14 protein-coding genes and 1 tRNA gene are annotated in these 15,090 nt (G+C 71.5%); 8 read left to right on the forward strand and 7 right to left on the reverse strand.

The annotated features are described in order from the left end of the window. Positions 1-21: 21 nt before the first annotated feature. A tRNA-Cys gene (locus LIU39_RS27305) sits at positions 22-96 on the reverse strand. 208 nt (positions 97-304) lie between these two features. On the opposite strand from LIU39_RS27305, the gene LIU39_RS27310 reads away from it, so the two are divergent. The 4 genes from LIU39_RS27310 (at position 305) to LIU39_RS27325 (ending at position 5,606) form a co-directional block, all read left to right on the forward strand. Then, positions 305-1,837: an MFS transporter gene (locus tag LIU39_RS27310; protein ID WP_227049562.1), complete on the forward strand. Its 1,533-nt coding sequence runs from the start codon at positions 305-307 to the stop codon at positions 1,835-1,837. 134 nt (positions 1,838-1,971) lie between these two features. Then, complete coding sequence (locus LIU39_RS27315) at positions 1,972-3,768, forward strand: DEAD/DEAH box helicase (protein WP_227049563.1); 1,797 nt, start codon at positions 1,972-1,974, stop codon at positions 3,766-3,768. Between the two features lie 348 nt (positions 3,769-4,116). Further along, positions 4,117-4,758: an IclR family transcriptional regulator gene (locus tag LIU39_RS27320; protein WP_227049564.1), complete on the forward strand. Its 642-nt coding sequence runs from the start codon at positions 4,117-4,119 to the stop codon at positions 4,756-4,758. 68 nt (positions 4,759-4,826) lie between these two features. Beyond that, on the forward strand, positions 4,827-5,606 hold the full coding sequence (locus LIU39_RS27325) for a S16 family serine protease (RefSeq protein WP_227049565.1): 780 nt from the start codon (positions 4,827-4,829) through the stop codon (positions 5,604-5,606). 40 nt (positions 5,607-5,646) lie between these two features. On the opposite strand, the gene LIU39_RS27330 is transcribed toward LIU39_RS27325, so the two are convergent. From LIU39_RS27330 to LIU39_RS27350, 5 genes are read right to left on the reverse strand one after another with little or no spacing between them, the layout of a single operon-like run. Continuing rightward, on the reverse strand, positions 5,647-6,663 hold the full coding sequence (locus LIU39_RS27330; protein WP_372464069.1) for a glycine betaine ABC transporter substrate-binding protein: 1,017 nt from the start codon (positions 6,661-6,663) through the stop codon (positions 5,647-5,649). Beyond that, a complete protein-coding gene (locus tag LIU39_RS27335) occupies positions 6,660-7,550 on the reverse strand; it encodes an ABC transporter permease (RefSeq protein ID WP_227049566.1) in 891 nt (296 codons plus the stop codon). Before LIU39_RS27335 ends, LIU39_RS27330 begins: the two co-directional genes overlap by 4 nt. Continuing rightward, positions 7,547-8,812, reverse strand: coding sequence for a betaine/proline/choline family ABC transporter ATP-binding protein (locus LIU39_RS27340; protein ID WP_227049567.1), 1,266 nt, complete (start codon positions 8,810-8,812; stop codon positions 7,547-7,549). The genes LIU39_RS27335 and LIU39_RS27340 overlap by 4 nt, the downstream gene beginning before the upstream one ends. Then, positions 8,805-9,452, reverse strand: coding sequence for an ABC transporter permease (locus LIU39_RS27345; RefSeq protein WP_227049568.1), 648 nt, complete (start codon positions 9,450-9,452; stop codon positions 8,805-8,807). The genes LIU39_RS27340 and LIU39_RS27345 overlap by 8 nt, the downstream gene beginning before the upstream one ends. A gap of 15 nt (positions 9,453-9,467) precedes the next feature. Continuing rightward, positions 9,468-9,935 (reverse strand): Lrp/AsnC family transcriptional regulator, encoded by a 468-nt coding sequence (locus LIU39_RS27350; protein ID WP_227049569.1) that lies wholly within the window; start codon positions 9,933-9,935, stop codon positions 9,468-9,470. A gap of 129 nt (positions 9,936-10,064) precedes the next feature. Here LIU39_RS27350 and hppD point away from each other — a divergent pair, with 129 nt between their 5' ends. From hppD to LIU39_RS27370, 4 genes are all read left to right on the forward strand, one after another. Next, on the forward strand, positions 10,065-11,216 hold the full coding sequence (hppD, locus tag LIU39_RS27355; RefSeq protein ID WP_227049570.1) for a 4-hydroxyphenylpyruvate dioxygenase: 1,152 nt from the start codon (positions 10,065-10,067) through the stop codon (positions 11,214-11,216). A 141-nt stretch (positions 11,217-11,357) separates the two neighbouring features. Continuing rightward, positions 11,358-12,722, forward strand: a complete 1,365-nt coding sequence (locus LIU39_RS27360; protein WP_227049571.1) for an FAD-binding oxidoreductase — start codon at positions 11,358-11,360, stop codon at positions 12,720-12,722. 41 nt (positions 12,723-12,763) lie between these two features. After that, complete coding sequence (locus tag LIU39_RS27365) at positions 12,764-13,057, forward strand: hypothetical protein (RefSeq protein WP_227049572.1); 294 nt, start codon at positions 12,764-12,766, stop codon at positions 13,055-13,057. Between the two features lie 95 nt (positions 13,058-13,152). Next, positions 13,153-14,607, forward strand: a complete 1,455-nt coding sequence (locus LIU39_RS27370) for a dihydrolipoyl dehydrogenase family protein (RefSeq protein ID WP_227049573.1) — start codon at positions 13,153-13,155, stop codon at positions 14,605-14,607. Here the strand turns inward: LIU39_RS27370 and LIU39_RS27375 are convergent. Next, complete coding sequence (locus LIU39_RS27375; protein WP_227049578.1) at positions 14,604-14,981, reverse strand: tetratricopeptide repeat protein; 378 nt, start codon at positions 14,979-14,981, stop codon at positions 14,604-14,606. The two genes, LIU39_RS27370 and LIU39_RS27375, sit on opposite strands and share 4 nt — an antisense overlap. Positions 14,982-15,090 lie beyond the last annotated feature (109 nt).

Below are 15,090 nucleotides of genomic sequence, written 5' to 3' on the forward strand. Positions count from 1 at the left end.
GAAGCCCCTGTTGAGGGGCGCTGGAGGCCGTGGCGGGAATCGAACCCGCGTAACCCGCTTTGCAGGCGAGTCCCTCAACCACTCGGGCACACGGCCGTGATGACGCGATGCCCCGACTGTAGGCCGGGCGGTGGGGGGCGCGGCAAGGGTGCGGGGCGGGCTGCCATGAGGCTGCAATGTGCGGTTCATGAACGGCCCGGCGGCTCACGGCGGCCGGGGTCGGACACGCCCTAGGACCGATGGCCTAGGTGAATCCCGTCCTGCGACAGGGGTGTTCCGGATCTGCGGCCCTTACGCTGGCCCGATGAGTGCCGATCCCTCGCCCGAAACGGATGGTGCCGATGCCGTCGCCGATACCGCCGCAGCGCCGGTGGCCGCTGGTGCCGCGGACGGCGACGATCTTCCCGGCATAGCCGGCCGGTCCCCGGAGGCCGATGACGGAGCGGGGGTTCTCGGGCGGGCCCACCGGGCGCTGACCCTCGGCATCGTCTCCGTCGTCTCGCTCATCGCCTTCGAGGCGAGCGCCGTGAACACCGCGATGCCGGTCGCCGCCCGCGCGCTGCACGGCATCGAGATGTACGCCTTCGCCTTCTCCGCGTTCTTCACCGCGAGCCTGTTCGCCATGGCGCTGGCCGGTGAATGGAACGACCGGCGCGGCCCGCTCGCCCCGCTGTTCACCGGCATCGCCGCGTTCGGCGCCGGGCTGCTGACCGCGGGCGGCGCGCAGAGCATGGGCATGTTCGTGGCGGGCCGCGGCGTCCAGGGGCTTGGCGGCGGGCTGGTCATCGTCTCGCTGTACGTCGTCGTCGGACGGGCCTATCCCGAGCGGCTGCGCCCGGCCGTCATGGCGTCGTTCTCGGCCGCCTGGGTGCTGCCGGTGATCGTCGGGCCGCTGGTCGCGGGGACGGTCGCCGAGCAGGCCGGCTGGCGGTGGGTGTTCCTCGCCATCCCCGTGCTGATCCTGCTGCCGCTCGGCGTGATGCTGCCCGCGCTCCGCGGCCTGCCGAAGGAGGCGGCCGCGGCGGGCGGTATCGGCCGGGTGCTGCGCAGCCGGCGCGCGCTGCTCGCCCTGGCCGTCGCGGTGGGTGCCTGGCTGCTCCAGTACGCGGGCCAGCACCCGGACCGGTACGCGCTGCTGCCGGCCGCCGCGGGGCTCGCGCTGCTGGTGCCGGGGGTGCTGCGGCTGCTTCCCCGCGGCACGTTCCGGGCGGCGCGCGGGCTGCCGACCGTGGTGCTGATGCGGGGGCTCGCGGCCGGTGCGCTGGTCGCGTCCGAGAGCTTCATCCCGCTGATGCTGGTCACCCAGCGGGGCCTGTCCGCCACGCTCGCCGGCCTCTCGCTCACCGGCGGCGGCCTGACCTGGGCGCTCGGCTCGTACGTGCAGAGCAGGCCGCGCATGGAGGCGTACCGGGAGCGGCTGATGGGCCTCGGCCTGTTCTTCCTCGGCTGCGCCATCGCCGCGGTGCCGCTGGTGCTGCTGGACGGGATGCCGGTCTGGGTCGTCGCCGCCGGCTGGGCGCTCGGCGGCTTCGGCATGGGCCTGAACATCTCCAGTGGCGGGGTGCTGCTCCTGAAGCTGTCGCGGCCCGAGGAGGCGGGCAGCAACTCCGCGTCGCTCCAGATGGCGGACGCCCTGGGCAACGTCGGTTTCGTCGGCCTGAGCGGGGCGCTGTTCGTGGCCTTCGGCGGCGGCGCAATTGCCGCGGGCGGGCAGGCCGCGGCCATCGGCGGCCCGGCGGCCCGGCCCGCGGCCTTCGCCGCCGTCTTCGCCGCGATGGCGGCGGTGGCCCTGACCGGCGCGTGCCTGGCGGGCCGGCTGAAGCCGAAGGCGCCGTAGGCGGACGGCGGGTGGCGGCGCCGGATGTGACCTCGGTCCCACCGCCGGGTCACCCGGCTCCGGACCCCGGAGCGCGGCGGCCCGCACCGGTAGGCTGACGCGGTTGCCGATCGCCGAGCCAGCCGACGGAGACCGTGACTACCACCACCAGCGCCACCAACCGCCACCACCTGTCCCCGGCCTTCCCGGGCCGGGCCCCCTGGGGTACCGCAACCAAGCTGCGCGCCTGGCAGCAGGCGGCCATGGACCGGTACATCCAGACCCAACCGACCGACTTCCTCGCCGTCGCGACACCCGGTGCAGGCAAGACCACCTTTGCGCTCACCCTCGCCTCGTGGCTGCTGCACCACCCCGTCGTGCAGCAGGTGACCGTCGTCGCACCCACCGAGCACCTGAAGAAGCAGTGGTCGGAGGCGGCGGCCCGGATCGGGATCAAGCTCGACCCGGAGTACAGCGCGGGCCCGTTGGGCCGCGAGTACCACGGCGTCGCGATCACCTACGCCGGTGTCGGCGTGCGGCCGATGCTGCACCGCAACCGCATCGAGCAGCGCAAGACCCTGGTCATCCTCGACGAGATCCATCACGCAGGTGACTCGAAGTCCTGGGGCGAGGCGTGCCTGGAGGCGTTCGAGCCGGCCACCCGCCGCCTCGCGCTGACCGGTACGCCCTTCAGGTCGGACACCAACCCGATCCCCTTCGTGACGTATGAGGAGGGCAACGACGGGATCCGCAGGTCGTCCGCCGACTACACCTACGGCTACGGCAACGCGCTGTCCGACGGCGTGGTGCGGCCGGTCATCTTCCTCTCCTACAGCGGCAACATGCGCTGGCGGACGAAGGCGGGCGACGAGATCGCCGCGAAGCTCGGCGAGCCGATGACCAAGGACGCCGTCTCGCAAGCCTGGCGCACCGCGCTGGACCCGCGCGGCGACTGGATGCCGAACGTGCTGCGGGCGGCCGACCAGCGGCTGACCGAGGTCCGCAAGGGCATCCCGGACGCGGGCGCGCTGGTGATCGCCTCCGACCAGGAGCAGGCGCGCGCGTACGCGAAGCTGATCCGGGAGATCACCGGGCGGGGCGCGACCCTGGTGCTCTCCGACGACGGCGGGGCCTCGCAGCGCATCGACGACTTCGCGCAGTCCGACGACCGCTGGATGGTCGCGGTCCGGATGGTGTCCGAGGGTGTCGACGTGCCGCGGCTCGCGGTCGGCGTGTACGCCACGACCATCTCCACGCCGCTGTTCTTCGCGCAGGCCGTGGGCCGTTTCGTACGGTCGCGCAAGCGTGGTGAGACGGCGTCCGTCTTCGTGCCCACCGTTCCGATGCTCCTGGAGTTCGCGAACGAGATGGAGGTCGAGCGCGATCACGTGCTCGACAAGCCGAAGAAGGACGGCGACGAGGACCCGTACGCGGAGTCCGAGAAGGAGATGGAGGAGGCCGAGAAGCAGCAGGACGAGGACACCGGCGAGCAGGAGCAGTTCTCGTTCGAGGCGCTGGAGTCCGAGGCCGTCTTCGACCGGGTGCTCTACGACGGCGCCGAGTTCGGCATGCAGGCGCACGCGGGCAGCGAGGAGGAGCAGGACTACCTCGGCATTCCCGGGCTGCTGGAGCCCGACCAGGTGCAGATGCTGCTCCAGAAGCGGCAGGCGCGGCAGATCGCGCACAGCAAGAAGAAGCCGGACGCCGAGGCCGATCTGCTGGAGCTGCCGGCCGAGCGGCGTCCGGTGGTCTCGCACAAGGAGATGCTGGAGCTGCGGAAGCAGCTGAACACTCTGGTCGGCGCGTACGTGCACCAGAGCGGCAAGCCGCACGGCGTGATCCACACCGAGCTGCGGCGGGTGTGCGGCGGGCCGCCGAGCGCGGAGGCCACCGCGGGGCAGCTGGGCGAGCGCATCAAGAAGGTCCAGGAGTGGGCCACGCGGATGCGGTAGCAAAAGGGGCGAAGCGGGGCGGGGCGGTGCGCCGGGAGCGTGCCGCCCCGTGGCGTTCGCGCCCGGCTCCGCCGGCGTAACGGAATGGTCAACTCCCGCTCGTAGCCGAAAGATTACTGGCGCGTACGGTCGGGACGTGGTGGACATTCCGGGCAGGAAAGACCGGATTCTGGACGGACCCTTCCGCTGACCGGACTGGCTCGCTACTGTCCGGTCACGCACACGCCCCGTGGCAGCGCCGCCGCGGAGCGCAGCCGGTGCGATGCGGCCGGCGGCCTCTTGCGCGCGCTGATCCGGGACGACAGCGCGCCGCGTCCGAGCCCGCCACTCAGACCAGGAGGGGGCGTCGTGACCGCGGAGACCTCCCAGACGCTCGACCGAGGACTGCGAGTCCTGAAACTGCTTGCCGATACCGATCACGGGCTGACCGTCACCGAGCTGTCCAACAAGCTCGGCGTCAACCGCACCGTGGTCTACCGGCTGCTGGCCACCCTGGAGCAGCACGCTCTGGTGCGCCGCGATCTGGGCGGCCGGGCCAGAGTCGGCCTGGGCGTCCTGCGCCTGGGCCGCCAGGTTCACCCGCTGGTCCGGGAGGCCGCGCTGCCCGCGCTGCGCTCGCTGGCCGAGGACATCGGGGCCACCGCCCATCTCACGCTCGTCGACGGCACCGAAGCGCTGGCCGTCGCCGTCGTGGAGCCGACCTGGACCGACTACCACGTCGCCTACCGGACCGGTTTCCGGCACCCGCTGGACCGCGGGGCGGCCGGCCGGGCGATCCTCAAGGCCCGGCAGGGCCGCACCCAGGATGCCGGACTCGCCCTGACCCACGGGGAGTTGGAGGCCGGTGCGAGCGGGGCGGCGGCGCCGCTGCTCGGGGTGAGCGGCATCGAGGGGAGCGTGGGGGTGGTGATGCTCGCCGACACCGTCAACGACCGGATCGGGCCGCGGGTGGTCGACGCCGCCCGGGAGGTCTCCGAAGCCCTGCGGTGAGCCCTCGCGTACGGGGCGTTGCCGCCTGCGGTGGCTCGTACCGTGCGGGGTTCCTCTAGGGTGGCGGGGTGTCCTCACGCGCCCGTGCCCTGACGATCTGTGCCGTCCTCGTCCTCGCCCTGCTGCTGACGGCGGCCCTCGCACCGCTGCCGTTCTCGGTGGCCTCTCCCGGGCCGACGGCGAATGTCCTCGGGGACAACAAGGGGAGACCGGTGATCACCCTCTCCGGCGCCGAGGTCCGCAAGACCAGCGGGCAGCTGCGGATGACCGCCATCGTTGCCACCGGACCCGACGCCCCGGTCCATCTGCCGGACGTCGTCAGGGGCTGGTTCCGTACGGACCAGGCCGTGATGCCGCGTGAGGCGGTCTATCCGGTGGGCGACAACACCAAGGAGATCGCCGAGCACAACGCGGCGCAGATGAAGGACTCGCAGAACTCCGCCACCAGCGCCGCACTCGGCCACCTCCACAAGTCCCCGAAGGACGTCAAGGTCACCCTGCGGCTCGCGGACATCGGAGGGCCGAGCGCCGGCCTGATGTTCGCGCTCGGCATCATCGACAAGCTGGACGGGGACGGCGCGGGCCACGACCTGACCGGCGGCCGGACCATCGCCGGCACCGGCACCATCACCGCCGACGGCACGGTCGGCCCGGTCGGCGGGGTGCCGCTGAAGACGCAGGCGGCGCACCGCGACGGCGCCACCGTCTTCCTCGTCCCGCAGAGGGAGTGCGCGGACGCGCGGGCCGAGCTGCCCCGCGGGCTGCGGCTGGTTCCCGTCACCACGCTCGACGGTGCGGTGGACGCCCTGAAGGCCCTGAAGGACGGCGGCAAGGTCCCCGCCTGCTGAGCGCCTGCGCCCGGCCCGGCGCGGTGCCCGCGTGGCCCGGTCAGCCCTCCTTGACGAAGCCCGCCTCGACCAGCCAGTCCAGGGCGACCTTGTGCGGGTCCTGCCCGTCCACGTCCACCTGGCGGTTGAGCCGCTGGGCCACGCTGTTGTCGAGTGCCTTGGTGATCGGCGCCAGCACCTCGGCGATCTCCGGGTGCTTCTTCAGCGACTCGGCGTTGATCTCGGGGGCGGCGTTGTAGTTGGGGAAGAAGTGCTTGTCGTCGGCGAGGACGTGCAGGTTCATCGCCTTGATCCGGCCGTCGGTGGTGAAGACCTCGCCGAGTTTGCAGGTGCCGCCCTCGGCGGTCTCGGTGTAGACGACGCCGCCGGTCATCTTGCGGATGCTGGCGGCCGGGATCTTCATGCCGTACGCCCGCGCCATGCCGGGGTAGCCGTCGTTGCGGGCGGCGAACTCGTTCTCGACGCACATCGACAGCGCGCCGGGATCCTTGCGGGAGAGCCGGGCGACGTCCGAGAGGGTGTGCAGGCCCAGCTTCTTCTGCTGGGCGGTGTTCAGCGCCAGCGCGTAGGTGTTGTTGAGCTTCGACGGCGGCAGCCAGACGATGCCGTTCTTCCGGTCCTCGTCCCGCACCACCTGCCACTGCCGCTGCGGGTCGGCGATCGGCTTGGTGTGGCCGAGGTAGGTGATCCAGCCGGTGCCGGTGTATTCGTACGCGGCGTCCGCCGTACCGGACTTGACGGCCTCGCGGGCGCCGATCGACCCCTGGATGCTGGTCTTGTCGATGACCGTGGCGCCGGCCGCCTCGAAGACGATGCCCATGATCTGGCCGAGGACGATCTGCTCGGTGAACTCCTTGGAGGTCACGGTCAGTTGGGCGCCCTTGAGCGGACGGCCCGGGTAGCCGGCGGGGCCGGGGGAGACGGTGTCGCTCATCGCGCTGCCGCTGACCAGGCCGCAGCCGCCGAGTGCGGCGGCGGTGAGCAGCGCGGTGGCGAGGAGGGCGGCGCGGCGCGGCCAGGTCCCGCGGCGGCCGTCCGGTATCCGGTGGGTGCTCACGTGGTTGCCTCCAGGCCGTGCGGCCGCAGCAGCAGTTCGGCGAGCGATGCCAGCCATTCGACCAGCAGGGCGAGCGCCACGGTCAGGACGGAGCCGAGAATCAGTACGGGCATCCGCTGGGTCACGATGCCCGCCGAGATCAGGTCGCCGAGACCGCCGCCGCCGCCGAAGGTGGCCAGCGTCGCGGTGCCGACGTTCAGGACCAGCGCGGTGCGGACACCCGCCAGGATCAGCGGTACGGCCAGCGGCAGTTCGACCTTGCGCAGTACGCCCATGGGGGACATGCCGATGCCGCGGGCGGCCTCGGTGAGCGTGGGGTCGATGCCGCGCAGCCCGGCGATGGTGTTGGCCAGCACCGGCAGCACGGCGTAGATGACCATGCCGACGACGGCGGAGCCCGCGCCGATGCCGAGCCAGATCACCAGCAGGATCAGCAGGCCCAGCGCGGGGACGGCCTGGCCGAGGTTGGCGAAGGCCATCGCCACCGGGGTGGCCCGGCGCAGCTTGGCGCGGGTCAGCGCGATGCCCAGCGGGATCGCGATGATCAGCACGAAGAAGGTGGAGACGACGGTGAGCTGGATGTGCTGGCGCACCGCGAGCCCCACCTTGCCGTTGTCCACCGCCTGGTGGGCGATGGAGTCGAGACGGGCGCCACGGAACCACAGCCAGGTGATGAGCAGCGCGACGATCAGGAAGGCCGGCATGAAGGTCCACTTCTGCCAGCTGATCCGGCGGGCGCCGCCCGCGGCGACAGGGGCGGGCGCCTCGCCGGTCGCGGTCGCCCGCTCCTCGGCCTGGACCACGTCGCGGAAGGCCAGCCCGTGCACCTCGTGTTCGCCCGGCGGCCGTTCGTCCCTGCGCGGGTGGCTCTCGTCGCGCGGCGTCATGCCGTGGCTCCACGGGAGCCGCCCGCGCCCTCGATGCCCTCCTGCGCCAGGTGGGTCTGGCGGGCCCGTTGCTCCTGGAGCTGGTGCTGGTGCTCGACGGCGTCCAGCCGGTCCGCCTCAAGGAGTTCGTGGACGTTGTTCATCAGGGTTTCCATGTCGACGACGCCGATGTATTCGCCGCGCCTGCCGGTGACCGCGACCCGTCCCGCGTTGTCGGTCAGGACCGCCTCAAGCGCGTCGCGCAGGGTCGCGTCCCGGGTCACCGTGTCGTGTACCAGCGTCCCGGCCCGTGCCAGCGTCCCCTTGGCGCGGGAGAGGTCACCGCGGCGCAGCCACTTGTAGGGGCGGCGGTGCCGGTCGAGGAGCAGGACCTCGTTGGTGGTGCCGGAGCGCAGCAGGTCGAAGATGTCCTGGAGCGGGTCGTCCACCGCCGCGGTGGCGAAGTCGACGATGCCGACGTCGCGTACGCGGGTGAGGTTGAGGCGTTTGAGCGCGGCGCCCGCGCCCACGAAGCCGGACACGAAGTCGTCCGCCGGGTTGGTGAGGATGGCTTCCGGGGTGTCGAACTGGGCGATGTGCGAGCGCTCGCGGAGCACCGCGATGCGGTCGCCGAGCTTGATGGCCTCGTCGAAGTCGTGGGTGACGAAGCAGATGGTCTTGTGCAGCTCGTGCTGGAGCCGGATCAGCTCGTCCTGGAGGTGGTCGCGGGTGATCGGGTCGACGGCGCCGAACGGCTCGTCCATGAGCAGGACGGGCGGGTCGGCGGCCAGGGCGCGGGCGACGCCGACGCGCTGCTGCTGGCCGCCGGAGAGCTGGCGCGGATAGCGGTGGTGGAACTCGGCCGGATCAAGCCCGACGAGGTCGAGCATCTCCTCGACCCGGCTTTTGACCTTCGCCTTCGACCAGCCGACCATCTTCGGCACCAGCGCGATGTTCTGGGCGACGGTCATGTGCGGGAAGAGCCCTGACGACTGGATGGCGTAGCCGACCTTGCGGCGGAGCCTGACCGGGTCCATGTCGGTGACGTCCTCGTCGCCTATGCGTATGCGCCCGGATGTGGGCTCGATCAGGCGGTTGATCATCTTGAGCGTGGTGGACTTGCCGCAGCCCGAAGGGCCGACGAACACGACCAGTTCGCCGGCCTTGATCTCCATGTTGACGCTCTCCACCGCCGGGCCCTGACTGCCCGGATAGATCTTCGTCAGGTTCTCCAGCTGTATGCGGGCGCCGGAAGCGGTGGCGGCGTCGGACGTCTCAGGCACGGATCCCCCTGGGGATGGTCAGGCGTCCGATCAGGACGTAAACGGCGTCGAAGAGCAGGGCCAGGATGGCGATTCCGAGGGTGCCGGAGAGCACTTGGTTGAGGGCGTTGGCGCTGCCCAGGGAGGCGATGCCGCGGAAGATTTCGTTGCCGAGGCCGGGGCCCGATGCGAACGCGGCGATGGCGGCGATGCCCATCAGCATCTGGGTCGCGACGCGGATGCCGGTGAGGATCGGCGGCCAGGCCAGCGGCAGTTCGACCCGCAGGAGGCGGGCGGTGCGGGACATCCCGATGCCCTTGGCGGCGTCGACGAGGGTGGGATCCACGCCGCGCAGCCCGACGATGGCGTTGCGGACGACCGGCAGCAGCCCGTACAGCGTCAGGGCGATGACGGTGGGGGCGACGCCGAGGCCGACGATCGGGATGAGCAGGCCGATCATGGCGAGCGACGGGACGGTCAGGATCGTGACGGTGGCGGTGGTGGCGAGGTTGCCCGCCCAGTTGCTGCGGTACGTGAGGACGCCGATGAGAACCCCCAGCACGGTGGCGATCACCATGCACTGGAAGACCGCGCTGGCGTGCTGCAGCGTATCCGTCAGCAACTGGGCGTGCCGGTTGCCGACGTACTCCCAGAAGCTCACTCGCGCTCCCCTCGGTCAGTCCCCCGACGCCTGCTGCACCAGAGGGATGATGCGTAGCGGAACCGGATTCTCCATAACGATTGCCGTCGAAGCTCGCACGATGCCATCAAAACCTACGACCCGGTCGATCACACGTTGGAGATCGGCGTTGGACCGCGCGACGAGCCTGCAGAGCATGTCCCCATGTCCCGTCGTTGTATGCAGCTCCAACACTTCAGGAACGGTCGTCAAGTGAGCGCGTACGTCCGCGCCTTGACCTTGTTTGATCTCAAGCGTCGCAAATGCGGTCACCGGATAGCCCAGTGCGGCCGGGTCGACGTCCGGGCCGAAACCTCTGATCACTCCATTGGACTGAAGGCGGTCGAGCCGCGCCTGCACCGTCCCGCGTGCCACGCCGAGCCGCCGCGACGCTTCCAGGACACCGATCCGCGGCTCCCGGGCCAGCAGTTCCAGCAGCGCCCCGTCCAAATGATCGATCGCCATCGCCGCGTCCTCTCTTTTCGATGGTCATCCTGTACAGATAGCCCGGCAGTACCCCCACCTCGCTATACATAATGCCCAGAGAATGCACAAACTATTGCGCACCTTGTGGATCGGAGGGAATCTGCGGCCATGGCAGACACCACGATGCATACGCAGCCCACCCCCGGCACGGCCCGACAGGCGGACCCCTTCCCGGTCAAGGGGATGGACGCGGTCGTCTTCGCCGTCGGCAACGCCAGGCAGGCCGCGCACTACTACGCCACCGCCTTCGGCATGAAGAGCGTCGCCTACTCCGGACCGGAGAACGGCAGCCGCGAGACCGCCAGTTACGTGCTCGAATCCGGCAGCGCCCGGTTCGTGTTCACCTCCGTCATCAAGGCCACCACCGACTGGGGCCGTTTCCTCGCCGATCACGTCTCCGCCCACGGCGACGGCGTCATCGACCTCGCCGTCGAGGTCCCCGACGCCCGCGCCGCGTACGCCTACGCCCTGGACCACGGCGCCACCGGCATCGAGGAGCCGTACGAGACCAAGGACGAGCACGGCACCGTCGTACGCGCCTCCATCGCCACCTACGGCGAGACCCGGCACACCTTCGTCGAGCGCACCGGCTACACCGGCCCCTATCTGCCCGGCTACGTCGCGGCCGCGCCGCTCGTGGAGACCGGCGCCCGCCGCTTCCAGGCCATCGACCACTGCGTCGGCAACGTCGAACTCGGCAAGATGAACGAGTGGGTGGCCTTCTACAACAAGGTCATGGGCTTCACGAACATGAAGGAGTTCGTCGGCGACGACATCGCCACCGAGTACTCCGCCCTGATGTCGAAGGTCGTCGCCGACGGCACCCGCAAGGTCAAGTTCCCGCTCAACGAGCCGGCGATTGCGAAGAAGAAGTCGCAGATCGACGAGTACCTGGAGTTCTACGGCGGCCCCGGCGTCCAGCACATCGCGCTGGCCACCAACGACATCGTCGCCAGCGTCCGGGCGATGCGCGCGGCCGGCGTGGAGTTCCTGAACACCCCCGACTCCTACTACGACACCCTCGGCGAGTGGGCCGGCGAGACCCGGGTGCCGGTCGAGACGCTGCGTGAGCTGAAGATCCTGGTCGACCGCGACGAGGACGGCTACCTGCTGCAGATCTTCACCAAGCCGGTCCAGGACAAGCCGACGGTCTTCTTCGAAATGATCGAGCGGCACGGCTCGATGGGCTTCGGCAAGGGCAACTTCAGGGCCCTCTTCGAGGCGATCGAGCGCGAGCAGGAGCTGCGCGGCAACCTGTGAGCCGGCGGCTCCTGGGCGCCGCCCGCCTCCCGGCGGCGCCGGCCCGGCGCGATGCCCCTGCGGCGTCGCGCCGGGCCGCTTCACGAGCACCGCCGCCGCGCGATCTTCCCTGCGGCGCCCACGGATGGGACGCTGGACGCTATGGACCTCATCGCACGCCTGCGCGCAGGACTTCCCGGGGAAGCGGTCCTCACCGACCCCGACGTCACCGGCTCCTACGCCCGTGACATGGCGAGCTTCTGCGCGGCCGGCACACCCGCCGTCGTCGTCCTGCCACGCACCGTCGAGCAGGTCCAGCACGTCATGCGCACCGCAACGGAGCTGCGCGTCCCGGTCGTCCCGCAGGGCTCGCGCACCGGCCTGTCCGGCGCGGCCAACGCCTCCGACGGCTGCATCGTGCTCTCGCTGTCCAAGATGGACGCCATCATCGAGATCAACCCCGTCGACCGGATCGCGGTCGTCGAACCGGGTGTCATCAACGCCACCCTCTCCCGCGCCGTCAACGCACACGGCCTGTACTACCCGCCGGATCCCTCCAGTTGGGAGCAGTGCTCCATCGGCGGCAACATCGGTACCGCGTCCGGTGGCCTGTGCTGCGTCAAGTACGGCGTCACCGCGGAGTACGTACTCGGCCTCGACGTCGTCCTCGCCGACGGCCGGCTTCTGACGACCGGCAGGCGCACCGCCAAGGGCGTCGCGGGATACGACCTCACCCGGCTGTTCGTCGGCTCCGAGGGCAGCCTCGGCATCGTCGTCCGCGCCGTCCTCGCCCTCAAGCCGCAGCCGCCCCAACAGCTCGTGCTGGCCGCCGAGTTCCCCTCCACCGCCGCCGCCTGCGAAGCGGTCTGCGAGATCATGGCCCGCGGCCACGCCCCCTCGCTGCTCGAACTCATGGACCGTACGAGCATCCGCGCCGTCAACGCCATGACGAAGATGGGCCTGCCCGACACCACCGAAGCGCTGCTGCTGGCCGCCTTCGACACCCCGGATCCGGCCGCCGACCTCGCCGCGGTCGGCGCGCTGTGCACCGCGGCCGGCGCCACCGACGTCGTCCCGGCCGAAACCCCGGCCGAGTCCGACCTGCTGCTCCAGGCCCGCCGGCTGACCCTGACCGCCCTGGAACAGCTCAAGTCGGCCACCATGATCGACGACGTCTGCGTCCCCCGCTCCCGACTGGCCGCCATGCTCGAAGGCACCGCCGCCATCGCCGAGAAGTACGACCTCACCATCGGCGTCTGCGCGCACGCGGGCGACGGCAACACGCACCCCACCGTCTGCTTCGACGCGGCCGACCCCGACGAGTCCCGCAGGGCCCGCGCCTCCTTCGACGACATCATGGCGCTCGGCCTGGAACTGGGCGGCACGATCACCGGCGAGCACGGCGTCGGCGTCCTGAAGAAGGAGTGGCTGGCGCGCGAACTGGGCCCGGTGGGGCTGGAGTTGCAGCGCGGTATCAAGGGCGTCTTCGACCCGCTGGGCCTCCTCAACCCGGGCAAGCTGTTCTGAGGGGCCCGGCGTCCCCCGCCGCCCTCGTAGAGTCTCCGTCCATGAACACCACCTTGATGTCCGTCACCGGCCTGCTCATCCTCGCCATCCTGCTGCTGATATCCGCCGCCGACCGCCGTGCCAAGCTCCAGAACCGCCGCATCGCCCGCCTGGAACGGAAGATCGAGCTGCTGTCCGCGCACACCGGCCTCCAGGAGCCCGAGGACCCCGCGTACGCCGAGATCGACGAGCTGCTGGGGCAGGGCAAGAAGATCCAGGCCATCAAGCAGTACCGCGAACTGACCGGCTCCGACCTCGTCGAGGCCAAGACGGCCGTCGAGCGCCGGATGCGCTGACGCCGCGGCGGGCCCAGGATGGGCCCTGGGAAGCCTCCACCAGGCCCCGGGCATCCGCACGGGGCCCCGCCGAGCCATCCAGGGAGCGAAGGCCGATGGCAGCCAGCGCAGCGACCGCCGACGAAACCTACGACGTCATCGTGCTGGGCGCGGGCCCGACCGGCGAGAACGTCGCCGACCGGGCACACGCCGCCGGGCTGAGCGCCGTCGTCGTGGAGAGCGAACTGGTCGGCGGCGAATGCTCCTACTGGGCGTGCATGCCCAGCAAGGCCCTGCTGCGCCCGGTCACCGCCCGATCCGAGGCCCGCCGGGTGCCCGGCCTCAAGGACGCCGTGGACGGCCCCCTGGACGCTGCCGCCGTGCTCGCCCACCGCGACGCCTTCGCCTCCCACTGGAAGGACGAAGGGCAGGTCCGCTGGCTGGAGTCGGCCGGTATCGGCCTGGTCCGCGGCAAGGGCAGGCTGGCCGGGCCGCGGCGGGTCGTCGTCGACGGCCGGACCCTGGCCGCACGGCACGCGGTCGCGGTCTGCACCGGCAGCCGCGCGGTGCTGCCGCCGGTCCCGGGGCTCGCCGAGGCCGGGCCCTGGACCAGCCGCGAGGCGACCAGCGCGGGAACCGTCCCCGGCCGCCTGGTGATCATCGGCGGCGGCGTGGTCGGCGTCGAAATGGCCACCGCCTGGCGGGCCCTGGGCGCATCCGTGACGCTCCTGGTGCGCGGCGACGGGCTGCTGCCACGGATGGAACCGTTCGCCGGATACCTGGTCGCCGAATCGCTCGCCGAGGCCGGAGTGCTGCTGCGCACCGGCGTCGAGGCCCGCGAGGTGCGCCGGGAGGCCCCGGGCGGCGCGGTCACCGTCGTCCTGGACACCGGCGACGAGATCATCGCCGACGAGATCCTGATCGCCACGGGACGCGCGCCGCGCACCGACGACATCGGCCTGGAGACCGTCGGCCTGGAACCCGGCAGCTGGCTCGCGGTCGACGACAGCTGCCTGGTCGCCACCCCGGGCGGCGACGGCTGGCTCTACGGCGTCGGCGACGTCAACCACCGCGCACTCCTCACCCACCAGGGCAAATACCAGGCCAGAATCGCCGGCGCCGCCATCGTCGCGCGCGCCCAGGGCGTACCGGTCCTGGAGTCCGACCGCTGGGGCGCGCACGCCGCCACCGCCGACACCGCGGCCGTCCCGCAGGTCGTCTTCAGCGACCCCGAAGCCGCATCGGTCGGGCTGACCGCCGCCGAAGCGGAGCGCGCCGGGTACCGGATCCGCGCCGTCGACCAGGACCTGGGCGCGGTGGCCGGCGCCTCCCTGTACGCCGACGGCTACCGCGGCCGGGCCCGGATGGTCGTCGACCTGGACCGCGAGATCCTGCTCGGCGCGACCTTCGTCGGCCCCGGCGTCGGCGAACTGCTGCACTCCGCGACGGTCGCGGTGGCCGGCGAGGTCCCCGTCGAACGCCTCTGGCACGCGGTGCCCTCCTACCCGACGATCAGCGAGGTGTGGCTGCGGCTGCTGGAGGCGTACCGCGACACCGAGGGCACGGCCTAGCGGGCGCCCCGGTTCGCGTCCCCGCCCAGCGCCGCCGCGATCCGCAGATGGCCGGCGGCGTCCTCGGGGCGGCCCTGGCGCTCCAGGGTGCGGCCGAGCATCAGACGGGCGTAGTCCTCGACCGGATCGAGGTCCAGGATGTCGCGCAACTCGGTCTCGGCGCGGCGCAGTTGGGCGGAGTGGTAGTAGGCGCGGGCGAGCAGCAGGCGGGGGCCGACCCGGGCGGGCGCCTCGTCGACCAGGTCGCGCAGGATCCGGGCGGCCGCGGTGAAGTCCTTGGCGTCGAAGAACAGCTGGGCGCGCGCCCAGCGTTCGGCCGGGGCGCCGTGGGTGAGGTAGGTGTCGTCGCGGGGCGCGCGGGTGCGGCCGGGCACGTCCGCCGTGCCGTCCGCCGTTCCGTACGCCCTGAAGTCCTGGGGGTCGTGGTGCGCTGCGGTCATGACGGCGGAACGCCATGGGTTGGTTGAACATTCCAAGAATGGG

This window comes from Streptomyces pinistramenti (assembly GCF_020564935.1).
GTDB lineage: Bacteria > Actinomycetota > Actinomycetes > Streptomycetales > Streptomycetaceae > Streptomyces > Streptomyces pinistramenti.

Excerpts from the sequence above, each read along its gene's own strand:
- LIU39_RS27370 (WP_227049573.1), top strand. The coding sequence starts at position 13,153 with ATGGCAGCCAGCGCAGCGACCGCCGACGAAACCTACGACGTCATCGTG.
- LIU39_RS27335 (WP_227049566.1), bottom strand. The coding sequence starts at position 7,550 with ATGACGCCGCGCGACGAGAGCCACCCGCGCAGGGACGAACGGCCGCCG.
- LIU39_RS27350 (WP_227049569.1), bottom strand. The coding sequence starts at position 9,935 with ATGGCGATCGATCATTTGGACGGGGCGCTGCTGGAACTGCTGGCCCGG.
- LIU39_RS27365 (WP_227049572.1), top strand. The coding sequence starts at position 12,764 with ATGAACACCACCTTGATGTCCGTCACCGGCCTGCTCATCCTCGCCATC.
- hppD (WP_227049570.1), top strand. The coding sequence starts at position 10,065 with ATGGCAGACACCACGATGCATACGCAGCCCACCCCCGGCACGGCCCGA.
- LIU39_RS27310 (WP_227049562.1), top strand. The coding sequence starts at position 305 with ATGAGTGCCGATCCCTCGCCCGAAACGGATGGTGCCGATGCCGTCGCC.
- LIU39_RS27360 (WP_227049571.1), top strand. The coding sequence starts at position 11,358 with ATGGACCTCATCGCACGCCTGCGCGCAGGACTTCCCGGGGAAGCGGTC.